General features: G+C 46.8%; 17 protein-coding genes. 3 read left to right on the forward strand and 14 right to left on the reverse strand.

The genetic code is table 11. From position 1 onward, the window contains the following. On the forward strand, positions 1-589 hold a 589-nt coding region (rnt, locus tag ACNA7P_RS03665; RefSeq protein WP_416257259.1), incomplete at its 5' end, for a ribonuclease T. Positions 590-710: 121 nt separating this feature from the next. Here the strand turns inward: rnt and ACNA7P_RS03670 are convergent. Together ACNA7P_RS03670 and grxD are read right to left on the reverse strand one after the other, a co-directional pair. Continuing rightward, entirely contained in the window at positions 711-1,316 is a 606-nt protein-coding gene (locus ACNA7P_RS03670; protein ID WP_416257260.1) for a peroxiredoxin, read from the reverse strand. 171 nt (positions 1,317-1,487) lie between these two features. Further along, a complete protein-coding gene (gene grxD, locus ACNA7P_RS03675; protein WP_416257261.1) occupies positions 1,488-1,847 on the reverse strand; it encodes a Grx4 family monothiol glutaredoxin in 360 nt (119 codons plus the stop codon). 388 nt (positions 1,848-2,235) lie between these two features. Here grxD and sodB point away from each other — a divergent pair, with 388 nt between their 5' ends. Then, positions 2,236-2,817 (forward strand): superoxide dismutase [Fe], encoded by a 582-nt coding sequence (gene sodB / locus ACNA7P_RS03680; protein WP_416257262.1) that lies wholly within the window; start codon positions 2,236-2,238, stop codon positions 2,815-2,817. Between the two features lie 143 nt (positions 2,818-2,960). Here the strand turns inward: sodB and ACNA7P_RS03685 are convergent, their stop codons facing one another. From ACNA7P_RS03685 to fadR, 4 genes are all read right to left on the reverse strand, one after another. Continuing rightward, the gene (locus tag ACNA7P_RS03685) at positions 2,961-3,821 is read right to left on the reverse strand and encodes a PA2778 family cysteine peptidase (RefSeq protein ID WP_416257263.1); all 861 of its coding nucleotides are present in this window, start codon (positions 3,819-3,821) and stop codon (positions 2,961-2,963) included. 196 nt (positions 3,822-4,017) lie between these two features. Beyond that, positions 4,018-4,362, reverse strand: a complete 345-nt coding sequence (locus ACNA7P_RS03690; protein ID WP_416257264.1) for a DUF6627 family protein — start codon at positions 4,360-4,362, stop codon at positions 4,018-4,020. 87 nt (positions 4,363-4,449) lie between these two features. After that, complete coding sequence (locus ACNA7P_RS03695; RefSeq protein ID WP_416257327.1) at positions 4,450-6,510, reverse strand: S9 family peptidase; 2,061 nt, start codon at positions 6,508-6,510, stop codon at positions 4,450-4,452. A gap of 51 nt (positions 6,511-6,561) precedes the next feature. Then, complete coding sequence (gene fadR, locus ACNA7P_RS03700) at positions 6,562-7,272, reverse strand: fatty acid metabolism transcriptional regulator FadR (protein ID WP_416257265.1); 711 nt, start codon at positions 7,270-7,272, stop codon at positions 6,562-6,564. A gap of 136 nt (positions 7,273-7,408) precedes the next feature. On the opposite strand from fadR, the gene ACNA7P_RS03705 reads away from it, so the two are divergent. Next, the gene (locus ACNA7P_RS03705; protein WP_416257266.1) at positions 7,409-7,969 is read left to right on the forward strand and encodes a disulfide bond formation protein B; all 561 of its coding nucleotides are present in this window, start codon (positions 7,409-7,411) and stop codon (positions 7,967-7,969) included. Between the two features lie 26 nt (positions 7,970-7,995). Here ACNA7P_RS03705 and ACNA7P_RS03710 read toward each other — a convergent pair whose 3' ends face one another. From ACNA7P_RS03710 to ACNA7P_RS03745, 8 genes are all read right to left on the reverse strand, one after another. Then, complete coding sequence (locus ACNA7P_RS03710) at positions 7,996-8,529, reverse strand: YcgN family cysteine cluster protein (RefSeq protein WP_416257267.1); 534 nt, start codon at positions 8,527-8,529, stop codon at positions 7,996-7,998. Further along, entirely contained in the window at positions 8,522-9,295 is a 774-nt protein-coding gene (locus ACNA7P_RS03715) for a fumarylacetoacetate hydrolase family protein (RefSeq protein ID WP_416257268.1), read from the reverse strand. The genes ACNA7P_RS03710 and ACNA7P_RS03715 overlap by 8 nt, the downstream gene beginning before the upstream one ends. A 1-nt stretch (position 9,296) precedes the next feature. Beyond that, positions 9,297-10,244: a lytic murein transglycosylase gene (locus tag ACNA7P_RS03720; protein ID WP_416257328.1), complete on the reverse strand. Its 948-nt coding sequence runs from the start codon at positions 10,242-10,244 to the stop codon at positions 9,297-9,299. 147 nt (positions 10,245-10,391) lie between these two features. Further along, positions 10,392-10,649: a YcgL domain-containing protein gene (locus ACNA7P_RS03725; protein ID WP_416257269.1), complete on the reverse strand. Its 258-nt coding sequence runs from the start codon at positions 10,647-10,649 to the stop codon at positions 10,392-10,394. An 18-nt stretch (positions 10,650-10,667) separates the two neighbouring features. After that, on the reverse strand, positions 10,668-11,798 hold the full coding sequence (rnd, locus tag ACNA7P_RS03730; protein WP_416257270.1) for a ribonuclease D: 1,131 nt from the start codon (positions 11,796-11,798) through the stop codon (positions 10,668-10,670). A 2-nt stretch (positions 11,799-11,800) separates the two neighbouring features. Then, on the reverse strand, positions 11,801-13,459 hold the full coding sequence (gene fadD, locus ACNA7P_RS03735) for a long-chain-fatty-acid--CoA ligase FadD (RefSeq protein ID WP_416257271.1): 1,659 nt from the start codon (positions 13,457-13,459) through the stop codon (positions 11,801-11,803). A gap of 146 nt (positions 13,460-13,605) precedes the next feature. Further along, positions 13,606-14,517 (reverse strand): alpha/beta fold hydrolase, encoded by a 912-nt coding sequence (locus tag ACNA7P_RS03740; protein ID WP_416257272.1) that lies wholly within the window; start codon positions 14,515-14,517, stop codon positions 13,606-13,608. Then, positions 14,510-15,202 carry a Slp family lipoprotein gene (locus ACNA7P_RS03745; RefSeq protein ID WP_416257273.1) on the reverse strand — a complete coding sequence of 231 codons (693 nt, stop codon included), beginning with the start codon at positions 15,200-15,202 and terminating at the stop codon, positions 14,510-14,512. Before ACNA7P_RS03745 ends, ACNA7P_RS03740 begins: the two co-directional genes overlap by 8 nt. Positions 15,203-15,225 lie beyond the last annotated feature (23 nt).

Genomic DNA, 15,225 nt, shown 5'->3' on the forward strand with positions numbered 1-15,225 from the left:
TTATCTGCCAGTGGTAATTGATGTTGAATCTGCTGGTTTTAACGCCAAAACCGATGCGTTACTGGAAATTGCCGCTGTAATTGTAGATTTTAATGATGCTGGCGAGCTCGTGCCCATCGCTACCCATCATGCACATATTGAACCCTTTGAAGGCGCGAATATCGAACAAGCGGCAATTGATTTTAATGGTATTGAGCCATTTAGCCCATTGCGCGGTGCTGTTCCGGAAAGCGAGGGGCTGCGAGACATCTTCAAAGCAGTGCGCAAAGCGCAGAAAGCGGCTGAATGCCAACGGTGTGTATTGGTAGGCCACAATGCCACTTTTGATCACAGCTTCGTAATGGCGGCCGCTGAGCGGGCAAGTTTAAAGCGCAACCCGTTTCATCCGTTCGTTACTTTTGATACCGCCGCTTTAGCCGCCCTCACCATTGGCCAAACGGTACTGGTAAAAGCCTGCCATGCAGCTGGCATTACCTTCGATAGCCGCGAGGCACATAGCGCAGTATATGATACCGAGCGCACCGCCGAGCTATTCTGTTGGATGGTAAATCGTTATAAGAATCTAGGCGGTTGGCCGTTAAAAACCTAGCATTTTGTGTTCAAAACCACCGATAGCAAAACATACTAACCCCCAGAATCTAAAAAGCCCCAATCGAGAGATTGGGGCTTTACGCTTTTACTATAAACTAATGCACTACAAGCTCAATTGCTTACAGTTTAGCGCTGTTTTTGCTCAAGTATGCCGCTACGCCTTTCGCGTCTGCTTGCATACCTTCATCACCAGCATTCCAACCAGCAGGGCAAACATCACCGTGCTCTTCGTGGAAGTTTAAGGCATCAACCATACGTAACATTTCATCTACGTTACGGCCAAGTGGTAAATCATTTACTACCTGGTGGCGAACCATACCTGCTTCGTCAATTAAGAACGATGCACGGAACGCAACGCCGGCTTCTGGGTGCTCAATATCGTACGCTTTCACAATTTCATGCTTCACATCAGCAACTAGTGGATACTTAACTTCACCAATACCGCCTTTTTCTACAGCGGTGTTGCGCCATGCATTATGCGAGAATTGTGAATCGATTGAACAACCAATTACCGTTACGCCACGTTTTTCAAATTCAGCTAAACGCTTATCGAAGGCAATTAACTCAGAAGGACAAACAAAAGTAAAATCTAACGGATAGAAGAATAATACCGCTTTCTTGCCTTTAATTTGCTCACTTAAAGTAAAGTTCTCAACAATCTCGCCATTACCCAATACTGCAGCAGCGGTAAAATCTGGGGCCTGACGACCAACCAATACAGCCATTTTGTCTCTCCATGTTTTTGGTTAAAAAAATACCAACACCTAAAAAGTTAAGTGCTGAATCAAAAAATACATATTAAAACGGGAAGCAAGAACTGCTCCCCGGCTTACAAATTTTTATCGTTGGCGTGTACCAAGCAATTACTTAACCTTGCTTATAATCAAAGCTTATAGTTACGCATCACCTTCTTCAACTTCTGGAGCAGCTTCTGCAACTAACGGCTGTAATTCGCCTTGCTGGAACATTTCCAAAATAATATCGCAACCACCGATAAGTTCGCCGTTAATCCACAACTGTGGGAATGTAGGCCAATCGGCAATGCGCGGTAATTCAGCGCGAATATCAGGATTTTGCAAAATATCTACATACGCAAACGGCTTACCACACGCCATCAATGCCTGAGATGCTTGCGCAGAAAAGCCACAGTTTGGCAGTTTCGGCGAGCCTTTCATGTAAAGCAATACTGGATTCTCAGCGATTTGCTGACGAATGCGCGTTTCAGTATCTTGTTGCTCAGGTTGTATATCTTGCATAACAACTCCTTGAAAATTGATAAGTAGCAGCCGCTACATGTGCGTATAACAGTACTTTGCCTGCAAACCAGTTGTACACTAGCGAAAAGCACTATCGTTCAGCTACCGAAGGCGGCAGATTATAACACAAATCATTGCCTCGGATGAAGCCACCCGTGTTACAGAATCACAATCATTTACCCTTGAAATCCAAAATGAGTATCACCATGTATATAAGATGTAGTAGGAAGTATGGCCATTTATTTCTTTTAGCCATGATTTCACTACAATGATTCGCTATAATGAATAACCACCGTAATTACAGCGGCGTGCATATTGTTTTCCTTTACGCTGCAAAGTGCGCATTTTAATAACGAATGCGTTTTGATAATGAATGGAGAAGCACACTATGGCTTTTGAATTACCAGCACTTCCGTACGAAAAAAATGCATTAGAACCGCATATCTCAGCAGAAACTTTGGAGTATCACTACGGTAAGCATCATCAAACATACGTAGATAAGCTCAATGGTTTAGTAGAAGGTTCCGAGTTCGCTGGGAAATCATTAGAAGAGATCGTGAAAACTTCTTCTGGTGGCGTATTTAACAATGCAGCACAAATCTGGAACCACACATTTTACTGGCACTGTTTAAGCCCGAATGGCGGTGGCGAACCTACCGGCGCATTAGCAGATGCAATTAATGCAAAATGGGGTTCTTTTGAGCAGTTTAAAGAAGCCTTCACCACTAGTGCAGTAAACAACTTCGGTTCAAGCTGGACATGGCTAGTGAAAACTCAAGATGGCGGTGTTGATATTGTAAACACCAGCAATGCAGCTACCCCGCTTACCGATGAAAACAACGTGCCAGTACTCACAGTAGATTTGTGGGAGCACGCGTACTACATCGATTACCGGAATGCGCGTCCAAACTACATGAAAGCGTTCTGGTCTTTAGTAAACTGGGAATTCGCGAGCAAAAACTTCGGTTAATGCACGCTGCCACTACGGCAATTACTGCAGCAATACCGACGGCAATCCCCACGGGGATAATGTCTACTAAGAAAAAAGCGATGCCTAAGGCATCGCTTTTTTATGTCTGCTGCTCTAATCAAAGCCAGAAGCAAAGCTAAACGCTATTGCGCTTGCTGCAACCGCTCTACAGCATCACCATACAAGGGATGTTCAGGTGCCAGCCTTTGGGCATACTCAGCAGCTAACAGCGCCTCAGCTTGCTTATTTTGGCGCCATAGCGCCCAAGCTAGATTAAAAAAAGCTGCAGGCTGCTCGGGCTCCAATTCTGTGGCCCGATAATAGTGCTCTTCCGCTAATGCAAACTGCTGTTGTTGATAAGCAATATTACCTAAACCCATCGCGCTCGTTGCATCATGTGGCCAAGTAATCGCTGCCGCGGTGTAGCCTTGCTTAGCAGCTTGCCAACGTTGTTGCTGTTCCACTGCGGCTACGGCCGCAAAGTAGCGTAACGGTTCGGCCGTGGCGGGAGTAAGCCCCTCTGGCGCTACCACCATGGCCCAGTAATCGCTGAGCCGCCAAGTATATTCAAAATAACGTAACGATAATTCCTCACGCTCATTGGTTCCTGAACGCAAGGTTACGGTTGCCGTTTCCGGGTTAAATCCGATTACCACTGCATAATGCCATTGGGGCCAACGTGCTAGCGCTAAGTTTTGCAGCACCAGCACCGGGTTGCCTGCATACAGTTCGGTAAGTAAGGCAGCAAATTGTGGCTCCAGCACATATGGAATGCGATCAGCGCGGCGGGTAGCAGCAAGTAATTCAGCTTGCAAGCTACCGCGGCGATCAGGAATATAAATTTGTTCGCGCAAGCCATCAGGATCGGCAGAACTAACGCCACTAACCTGCAGCACTGTGGCTAATGCCGCTGGGCCACACTGAAACTCGTCTTGCGGAAAAAAGGGGGTGTCGCGCAGCTCTATTGCTTGATAATCACTCAGCTCAAGCTGTTCGTGTTGCATCGGCATGCTTGTACAAGCACTGAGCAATAAAAATGAGAAAACCGCCACAAAGCTTGCTTTCAGCAGTGGGCGGTTTTTAATAGTATCACTCGCGCGAGCGAGCAAATTAAAGCAAAGAATATGGCGCAAGATAATCCTCAAACCTTTTAATGAATTTGGGTTAATGAACTTGCAACCATATTTAACATAGGCTGTATTAACGGAGCAACAACCAAATAATAAACACTAATAAAATAACTGTAGCTGCTGAGCCTGCTGGCAACTCATCGATACCTGCTGTAAGTTGCAGCACTTCTGCATCGGTCATCGCATTTACACGAGCGAGCGCTTCCACAGGGTTCACACCATAGCGCACAAGTTGTTCTTGTACATCAGCGCGTTGTAACTGCTCAGCCAATTGTATTCGATTTAAGCCAGATTGCTTTTCAGCAACAATCTGCTGTGTACTCACGATATCTGCATGAGCCAAGGGCATAACCGCTGGATTCAGAACAAACGTACCCAGTAACAGGGAAGTACCAATAGCAAGTTTCTTATTCATAGTTTATCTCCTTGGTTGTTATCCCTTTTAATATAGACCACAAATCCAGTAATTGCTGCTTTTATTATATTAAGTTCCTGAAAAGGCTTACTTATCCTCATTTCGGTATTTTTCGAACCAATAAATTACATACGCCGGTTTTGCCATATGATTGCTCGGACGCGTATGCAGGGCGTGGGAAGCGCCCGGCACTCGCACCATCGCGGTATCTACACCCAACAACTGCAAGGCTTGATAGTATTGTTCGGTTTCCGAAATCGGCGTGCGATGATCCGCTTCACCAGTAAATAACAAGGTGGGTGTTTTCACATTCCCTACATAAGAAATGGGTGAATACTTCAGATAATGCTCAGGGTTTTCCCATGGCAGTGCCGGGAACCAGTATTGGCTGAAGTAGTTGTACATATCGGCATTTAGCACAAAACTAAACCAATTAATTACTGGGTTCACCGCTGCTGCAGCACGAAAACGATCGGTGTGGCCAATAGACCAGGTAGTTAGCACACCACCGCCACTGCCACCGGTAATAAACAACTCATCTTCGTTTACAAAACCCTTCGCGAGCACCGCATCTACACCATCCATCAAATCATCAAAATCATGGCTGGGGTAGTTATGGTGAATAAGGTTTGCAAAGTCTTCGCCATAACTGGTAGAACCGCGCGGGTTGGTATAGAGCACCACATAGCCTTGCGCCGCCATTAATTGTAATTCCATGGCAAAATATGGGCCATACGCCGTGTGCGGGCCACCATGAATTTCCAAAATCATTGGATACTGCTCATTCGCATCAAAGCCTGGTGGATACATAATCCAGCCATGAATTGGCCGCTCATCTACCGACGATGAATACCAAATTTCTTCTACTCGGCCAATTTCACGTTTTGCCAATAAATCTCGATTCAACTGGGTAATGGTGGTGGCATCTCTACCACTGCGCACTACTGCCAATTCTGCTGGGCGCTGAGTACTTGCTTGGGTATATACCAAACGGTTGTTCGCCAAAACCGCAAATTCACCACCCGCATAAGGCCGGCTATAGCTTAAGCCACCCACGTCGGTAGCAATCACTTGTAATGCACCGCTGCGGCCTTCACGTAAAGGTTGGAAGGCTAAATGGCCATGCCCTTCTTGCACGTAAGAAACAAATACGCCTTGGCTGTTTGGCGCCCACGCAAAGCTAGCGATATGCTGATCAAGTTCTGCGGTAAGCATCCGCACGTTACTGCCATCCGTGCGCATTACATATAAACGTTGGTTTTGCTGCGCAAGCTTGCGATCATCAACACCGGTATAAGCAATCCACTCACCATTTGGCGAAACTTGCGGGTTGTTATCAGGGCCATAGCGATCGGTAAGTTGGGTAACTGCGCGCGTAGCAATAGTTACGCTGTAAATTTCCGTATTAATCGGTTGTTTGTGTTCTTCAGCGCGGCGGTTTGCTGAGAAATACAGCTTACTACCATCGGCTGCCCAACTCAGGCTACTGCTGTGATTATAATTAGCCGAGGTTAACTGAATAGGCGTGCCACCCTCAGCTGGCATAATATAAATATGGCGGAAACCCGCAGGCAAATATCCGGCACCATCCGCACGATACTGGCGGCTATCAATGTAGATAGGTGCGGCTGCCCATTGTGCGCCTGCTGGCTTGCCGGGCAACGATACCGGTGCCGAACGTTTTTCTGGGGTAAACATTGTGAATGCAAGCCACTCACCATTTGGCGACCATGTTAATGAGCCAGGTGCGTGCTGTAAGTGAGAGATTTGTCCACTGCGGCCAGAATCAGGCCAATGCATATGAATTTGCCCATCGGCCACATAGGCAAGGCGATCGCCACTTGGCGACCACGCTGGCTGTTGCGCGTTTTCGTCGGCAGCCGTTAATGGCTGTAGTTGGGAACCATCGGTTTGCACTGTCCACAAACGCGTGCGGCGACGATCGGCTTGCCGATCCATCCACGTGCGCACAAACACAACCTCTTCCGAGTTCGGCCGTGGCGCAGGCGCAGCAGCGAACTCAAGCAGAAAAACATCATCATATTGCAGGGGTGTTTTTACCGATTCCGTTTGCAAAGCGGCAACGGAATACGAGAAAAAAGCGAGCAGAGCGGTAGCCGTGGTTATAAAATGTTTCGGTTTAAACATCATGCTTCTCTCTTATTATCAGAAGATTAGCATGATGTTTTTACCAACATACTAATCCACTAGGTTTTCAGGAATAGAATCACGCAGGTTTTTCCAGATAGCCGCTGAATCATAGCCGTATTGACGCACTAAATTCATTGCTCCTGCATGGTCACCGGCTTCTACTAATGCCAACATTTCTGCATAGTACTTCCGTGCGAGTTCGCGCCCTACTGGCTCGGAGAAATAAAATTGGCCAATGCGCGCATACAATCCTTTGAAGCCATTCAATACTAATACATAAATAGGATTACCAGAAGCAAAGGCTAACTCATGATTCAATTGATAATCAAAGTCAGCGAACGCTTTTGGCGTGTCTTCCAACGTTTGTGCACCGCGCAACACTTCTGCAGCACGCTCTTTATTCTGCCGAATCGCTTGGCGAATGTAGATAGCACTAATATTGGTTCGTGCCGAGAGAAGTTGATCTACCAAATCTGGCATGCCATCTTCATCCAACCGGGCTAATGTTTCTAGGATATTCAACCCAGATGTTTCCCAAAAGTTATTCACTTTAGTGGGCTTACCATGCTGAATCGTTAACCAGCCATCGCGCGCCAAACGTTGCAGCACTTCCCGTAACGTAGTTCGGGTAACGCCAATCAACTCAGACAACTCACGTTCTGCAGGCAAGATCGAGCCCGGCGCAAAATCGCCTTTCCAGATCGATTTCACAATAAATTCTTCGGCAAACCCAGCTGGGCTTTTTGCTTTTATAAACATAAGTGCCTTTCTTCGCTAAATCATTCAGAATAGGAGATCATTGAATTGTAACGTGCCGATAATGGTCGGACAAGTTTTATGATAACATCAAATTAGTATACCCATTTTGTAACTATACCTTGGTGCTGGAACAACGATGAAACTATATAAAAATAAAATGTCTGCAGGTGCCACTCCGCTGCATAAAATTGCCAGCTGGCCAGAGTTTCGTTGGCCTTGGTTACTGCTCGCTTTAGCAGCTACCGGGCTAGTTCTTGCCGCTCTATTTATGCAGCATGTACAAGAATTGAACCCATGTGAGCAGTGCATTTACCAACGCACAGCCATGATTAGCATTGCCTTGTTCGCTTGGCTAGGTTTTCTAATGCCGCAATGGATACTGGTACGAATCGTGGCGTATGCGGGTTGGCTATATAGTGCGTGGGCGGGCTATGGTTCTGCAGCACACCATTTATGGTTACAACGCGATGCGAATCCACTATTTCATAGCTGCGCAGCTATTCCCAGCTTTCCCAATTGGGCGCCGTTACATGAATGGTTGCCAAGTGTGTTTGCAATAACCGGCGTGTGTGGTGATGATGGTTGGCGTTTTCTGAGCTTAAATATGCCCGAGTGGATGCGCATTATTTTTGCTATATTTTTGGCGATTGGCGTTATTACATTGCTGATTCGTATCGTGTATGCGCGGAGGATTTAGCCGCGTATTGCTTGTTCGCTCAATAACTATTTACCAGAAAAGAGCGGCCAGAGCACAATAAGCCCATCTTCTGGTGCTAGCTGCGTATCATGCACACAGGAGTGGCTCGTTACCGCCATTCCTGCTGTTTCCATTGGCACCCGTGAGCCGTTGTGTAGCAGTGGATGCCAATTAGGTAATCCTTTCCCCTCATACAAACGCCGATACGCACAACTTGGCGGCATAAAGTGAATGCCACCCAAATCGTCAATGCTTAACTGTACGCAATCGGGCACATACTGGTGGCGATTCGCATAATTGCTACAGCCACCATTTTTGAGGTCTAGTAACTGGCAGGCCACATTGGTGTAATGTAAATCTTCACCAAGTTCCATGGGCGCATCTGCGGGTAAATCATCGCGCTCATCTAAAAGCTTATGCAAACAACATTTGCCACACCCATCACACAGGGCTTCCCATTGCACAGCATCCATTTCAGTAAGTGCTAGCCGCTGCCAAAAGGGTTCCTGTGTAGCTAACCCTTGATGCTGCTGTTGCGGTGAATTACTTGCCTTAGGCATTGCTGCGGCCTTTATGCTCCGCCTCGTCAGCTACCCTAGTGTGCCAATCCCATTGCTGCTGATTACCACTGGTAAGTTGCATCTTTAAATTATCACCCGGTTGCAACGGGCCAACGCCGGCAGGTGTACCTGTAAGCACTACATCACCCGGCTCTAGGGTAAATACGGAAGATATTTCCGCCAATAATTCAGCCACTGAAAAAATCATATCGCTCACCTTGCCATCTTGTTGCAACTGATCATTTTTATACAGCTGAAAGCTCGCTTTACCCAGATCACCAAATACTGTAGCCGCTACAAATGGCCCAAGCGGTGCGCTGCCATCAAATGCCTTCGCGCGCTCCCATGGCGCCCCTTCTACTTTCAATTCATTTTGTACATCGCGTAAGGTTAAATCGAGCGCTAAACCATATCCAGCAACGTAATCCAGCGCTTTAACGGCACTCACATTGCGCATTGGCGCAGAAATCAGTACCGCCAACTCGAGCTCGTGGTGGCAGGCGCCAAATTGAGTAGGGATATAAATCCGTTCATGTTGTAACGGTTGTACTGCGTGCGCTGGCTTCATAAACAGCAAAGGTTTGCTGGGCACACTGTTGCCAAGCTCTTTCGCATGGTCGGCATAATTGCGGCCTACACACACCAGCTTGCCAAGTTGCAAATGCAATAGCTTACCACTTACCGAATATAGGCCCCGCTCCACCGCAGTGGTTACATCCGGAGCCCCTACGCCAACTTTTCGATACAACCAATTATCACTTGCCATGTTACCGGCCCATTTGGATGCGATCTGCCAAATGGCCAACGGCCACTACAAAATAGTTGGATCGATTCCAACGCATCAATACATCCCAGTTGTGATAGGCCAAGTAAGCGCGGCCATCAACACCATCAGGAATAATCACCGAAGCAGGAATATCGCGGCTTGGCAAATCACTACCATCAAACCGGCGGATACCTAATTCTTGCCACTCACTGAGTTGCTTTTTAGTGCCTAAGCCCACTAAATCAGTAGCAAAATTCTCTGGCAAGCGTACTTGTCTGCCCCAGGTTTTGCTTTCATCCCAACCCACCGAGGCAAGATAATTTGCTGCTGAGGAAAACACATCCGCATAGCTATTCCAGATATCAATTTTGCCATCACCATCACCATCTACGGCATAGGATAAAAACGAGCTCGGCATAAATTGAGTTTGCCCCATTGCACCGGCCCATGAACCACGCATTTGTTCCGGCTCAATATGGCCCGCATCAATAATTTCTAATGCCTGCATTAATTGGCGCTTAAAAAATTCTTCCCGGCGCCCTTCATAAGCCAAGGTGGCTAATGCCGAAATTACTCGAAAGTTACCGGTATAACCGCCATAGTTTGTTTCAATACCCCACAACGCCACAATAAAGCGCGGCTGCACGCCATACTCAGCACCAATCCGATCCAGCAATTCTTTATGCTCTTCGTATTTGCGAATTCCCTGCTGCACCTTCCAATCTGGCACTGCTCGCGGCAAGTAAGTATCGAGGGTAATGGTAAATTCTGGTTGGTTGCGATCTGCCGACACAGCGCGCTCATAAAAACGCACATCTTCGAAGGCGCGTTCAATTGCAGAAGCAGAAATGCCATGCTCTAACGCCTCTACCTTTAACTGCTCCACATAAGCTGGGTAGCCTGCTTCATCAACATCATTGGCGTGCACCGCAGGCATCCACAACAGCATCATGGTGAACACAGCTAACGTGAGTATGGTGGTTAATTTACAAGCGATAAGCCCAACAACGTGCTTACTTTTAAGATACAACTGGCGCATAGTTCTTCCTCGATAATCACAACGATAGGATAACGGTTCAAGCTGTTGTTATTATTGTTAATCTATCCGTTTCAACAAGCTTTCTACCGGTGGCGGTATCTGTAGATAGTACCCCTCTGTTTCCAGGTGTTCCAGCAGCTTTACACCACTTATACTCGCGAGGTTGCGTGCTGGGGTAATATTCAGCTTAGTTACCAGTATTTCTGGTGAAAATAGTGGTTGCAATGGCTCGGGAAGATCACTAAGCACAGCAGTAAGAGGCATATAAAGATAGGTGTCCGCTTTTTTCGGCGAACGTAATACGCGTACTAACATAATTTCCTCAGCTGGCAGTTATCCTGCTACTAACGTATTCAATTTAGCGCCCAACAAAGCACCGCGCCAACCACATAGCAAATCCGGCTCTGGTAACAATTGCTTGGTACTCTCAGCGGTAAAGTGGTGCCACACATACACTTCATTAATTTGCTTACGAGATCCCATAAGTGGTGCTGGAATTTTTTCCTGTTCAGCTACATCTTTCATTAACGCTTTCGCAGCTTTAAAGAAGCGTTTATAAGCACCATCTTGATCGTAACGAGGAATAGCTTCTGGTTGTTGTTCAACTGGTTCATCTAGGCCGCGCTGCACACACGCCAAAATCGCATCACCATATAAACGCAATGATTTCGGGTGCAACTCATCAATTTGGCTTAATTGATTGCGGCTCGCCGGTTGGCTGCGCGCAATATCCGTAAGCACATGATCTCGAGCGATAAACGGCAGGGCAATATTCTGCTCTCGCGCCAAGCGTAATCGCCAAGCAGCCAACTCGCGCAACACTGCACGGCCAGCACCATCTAATAAGCTTAGTCCGCCCACATCACGCCATGCTAAGGCAGGGTTCGTTTCTCGCGCCCGCTTGGCTACTTGTTCCGCACATTCAGCTCGCACTAGCGCTTCCATACCCGCATCTTGCACACGCTTTTGCAGTTCTGGGTAAAGCTCGGCTAAATACTCAACATCGGCAGCAGCATAGGCTAACTGTTCTGCACTAAGCGGCCGTTGCAACCAATCTGTGCGGCTTTGAGTTTTATCTACCACTACCGCAAGCATCTGCTCCACTAACCCTGCATAGCCAATTTGCGAGCCATCGGTAACAAAGGCATAAGCGATTTGCGTATCAAACATATCCTGCAATACCGCATTATAACGATGGAAAATCTCTAAATCTTCGCCAGCCGCATGCAGTACAGTACGAATATCCGTGTTCAATAAATCCCATAGGGGCTGCAGATCAACACCATTTAGCGGATCTACTAAAATCACATCATTGCCGCTGCGGGCTTGCACTAACCCTAAATCCGCATACAAGGTGCGCGTACGCACAAATTCAGTATCTAACGCAACCCAACCATTTTTTTGCGCCGCAACGCAAAACGCCACCAGTTCCCCGGTGGCGTTAATCATCCGAAATTTACTCAATTTTACTCATCCCGTAATTCCCGACGAAGAATTTTACCAACATTTGTTTTCGGTAATTCATCGCGGAATTCTACTAATTTCGGCACTTTATAAGCAGTTAAGTTTTCGCGGCAATAATCAATCAACTCTTTCTCGGTAAGCGATTCATCTTTCTTCACCACAACAACTTTCACTACTTCACCCGATGCATCATGTGGTACGCCAACTGCTGCAACTTCTAGCACTTTTTCATGGCTTGCCACTACATCTTCAATTTCATTCGGGTATACGTTAAAGCCAGATACAAGAATCATATCTTTCTTACGATCTACGATGCGGAAGAAACCATGCTCATCTACTGTGGCCATATCACCCGTAGCAAACCAGCCATCTTTAATCGATTTATCGGTATCTTCAGGGCGCCCTAAATAACCAGCCATTACCTGCGGGCCCTTTACGAGTAGCTCGCCAGGTTCACCCATAGGCACTTCATTACCATCTTCATCAACAATTTTACAATCGGTTGATGGCAATGGAATACCGATACTGCCGGTATAATGCTCGATATCAAATGGATTCGCGGTAACTACTGGCGAACACTCCGTTAAACCGTAACCTTCCAATAATGGCGAGCCGGTGGTTTTCTCCCAATTCTCTGCAACTGCGCGTTGCACTGCCATGCCGCCGCCAAGAGCGATATTTAGGTGTGAGAAATCGAGATCTTTAAAGCCAGGGCTGTGTAATAAGCCATTAAACAAGGTATTCACACCAGAAATCATGGTGAACTTGTGCTTGCCTAATTCTTTAATAAAAGCTGGCATATCACGTGGATTGGTAATCAAAATGTTTTTGCCACCAAACTTCAAGAAGGCCAAGCAGTTCGAGGTTAACGCAAAGATATGATAAAGCGGTAGTGCAGTAATCACTACTTCTTTACCATCGCTCAAACGCGGCAAAATAAAGGCAGAAATTTGGTCAAGGTTGGCCACCATGTTGCGGTGCGTAAGCATTGCTCCCTTTGATACACCCGTTGTACCACCGGTGTATTGTAAGAATGCCAAATCCTCGCCTTTCACTTCAGGACGCGAGTAATTTTTCTTGCTGCCAATAGCTAATACTTCGTTGAATTCAATGGTATTACTCAAGCTATACGCTGGCACCATCTTCTTCACATATTTCACCACGAAGTTCACGATCTGGCGCTTCGGTGTTGGCATTATATCGCCAATACCAGTAACGATTACCTTCTCTAGGTTTACGTCTTTCTCTACTTTTTCTAACGTGTGCGCAAAGTTTTTGAGAATAACAATGGCTTTCGTTTTGGAATCGTTTAGTTGGTGCTTTAACTCACGTGCGGTATATAGTGGGTTTACGTTTACCACTGTCATGCCAGCGCGCAAAATACCAAACAAGGCTATTGGATACTGCAGCAGGTTCGGCATCATCACCGCAACTGGATCGCCTTTCTTTAACCCTAATTCTTCCTGCAAATAAGCAGCAAACTGTTCACTTAATTGATCAAGCTCACCATAGGTAATGTCTTTGTCCATGTTATGGAACGCAACATGATCGGTATATTTTTTTACGCTCTCTTCGAAGATTTCAACAAGCGAGGCATAATGGTCCGGGTCAATTTCTTTAGCAACCCCGTTTGGATAACGCTCTAGCCAAATTTTTTCCACCGTGAATGCTCCTGATTAGCTGTTATTCTTAAAATTAGTTAACACGCAATGTTCGCATATCAGTAAGGTATATCCTAGAGCCAGTTGGCTATTTATAGGCATTTTCTGCGGCATTTCACCGAAATACCTTACCTTTTCACCGCAACTCATCGCAAGTTGGCGATTAATTCAACAACTTGCTCAGGTTGCTGCATATGCACATGATGGCCACCTTCAAGATGGTGCACCAGCAATTGCGGAACATGTTTGCGCCACATCGCTACGGCTTGTGCTAACGCTTCTGTACCTTCAGTACCCATAATAAGCTGCACCTTGCACTGTATACGCTCCAACATATCGATTGCGTGCGCTTCTGTAAAGCGAAACGCAGATGCTACTCGCACACGCGGATCTATCCGCCAAGTAACACCATTTTCTACATGCTGAATATTGCGTTCAATAATTAAACGCGCCAGCGGCTCACTCAGTTCACTTTTCTCTGCTCGTAACTTTACTAATCGTTCAGTATCTGGATAAATAGGAGCCCGCTTTTCTGCAAGGCGTTTGCGGTCTTTCAGAGCTTGCGCTAAATGGTCAACTACATCACCTTCCGTGCTTACCCAAAGCCCAAACGCCTCTATTAAAGTTAGCTTCTCTATTCGCTCAGGGCAAACGGCAGCTACTAACTGAGCCACATAGCCACCCATGCTGTGGCCAACTAAATGCACATTAGATAAGTTTTCTTGTTCTAGAAATGCCACAACATCAGCAACATATTCAAGAAAATAATACCACGTGCCCGGCGCCCGATGGCCAGATAGGCCATGGCCGGCAAAATCCAGCGTGCGCCAGTGGGTAGGCGGCAAATGCTGCCCTAAAAATGGCTGCAGCGGCAAAAAGCTATTGGCATTATCAAGCCAACCATGCAAGGCTACAATGTTGTCGATGTTAGCACTGTTTACACTGTTTGTGCCCGGTAACAACGTTTCGCAACGCGCAAAAGAATGCGGGCCGCCACTCGTAAAAGTATGCAGGCCCGCAAGTTGGATATGCTCTAAATCAACCACAAATTCAATCAATCTGTTCCCTTCCTGGCCTAATCGCTTCTATGGGTGGCCGTGATTCACGATCACTACGTTGTTGCTGAGTGCGTTGTTGCTGGGTGCGGGGCGTGCCGCGGTAACGTGGCGCCGGCTGCATTATCGGCGTGTAGGGATAATAATAAGGGTGCACCCGGTATGGCCCCGCTCCGTACATGTACCAACGATAGCGCGGTGAATAAACATCATAGCGCCAATCATCGGCCCGCGGCTGCGGTTCTCGCCATAACTCGGTGCCGCTAGCTTGTACTACCGGAAAATCAAAATTATATTCCCCAATGGTGCCACTTTCCATGCCCGTATACGTACCTAGCACGGTAATCATACGGCCTTTGGCATACACTTCTGGGTCTATAAACCCATTGATAATCACGCGGAAACGACCATAGGAATTATCATTCACTTCTGGCCGACCAAAACTACGGGTTCTGAAACCAACAATCTCTAACTCTGAAGCATTTTCGCGATTGCGTACTTCTGCAATTACACCACCCCAGCGCACTTGCTCACCAATTTTTTCTGCACTGGCGGCTTGCACCTGATCATAGGTGGTAAGTGTACTACCATCACCACGAATAGATTCCGGTAATTGCGAGGCACAGCCCGAGAGTGCAAGGGCAGCTGCACCAAGTAAACAGGCTTTATACAACCATTGAATCTTCATGTTTAGTACCTCCGGTTAGCGGC

The sequence above is a fragment of the Aliidiomarina sp. genome (assembly GCF_047920995.1).
Lineage (GTDB): Bacteria > Pseudomonadota > Gammaproteobacteria > Enterobacterales > Alteromonadaceae > Aliidiomarina.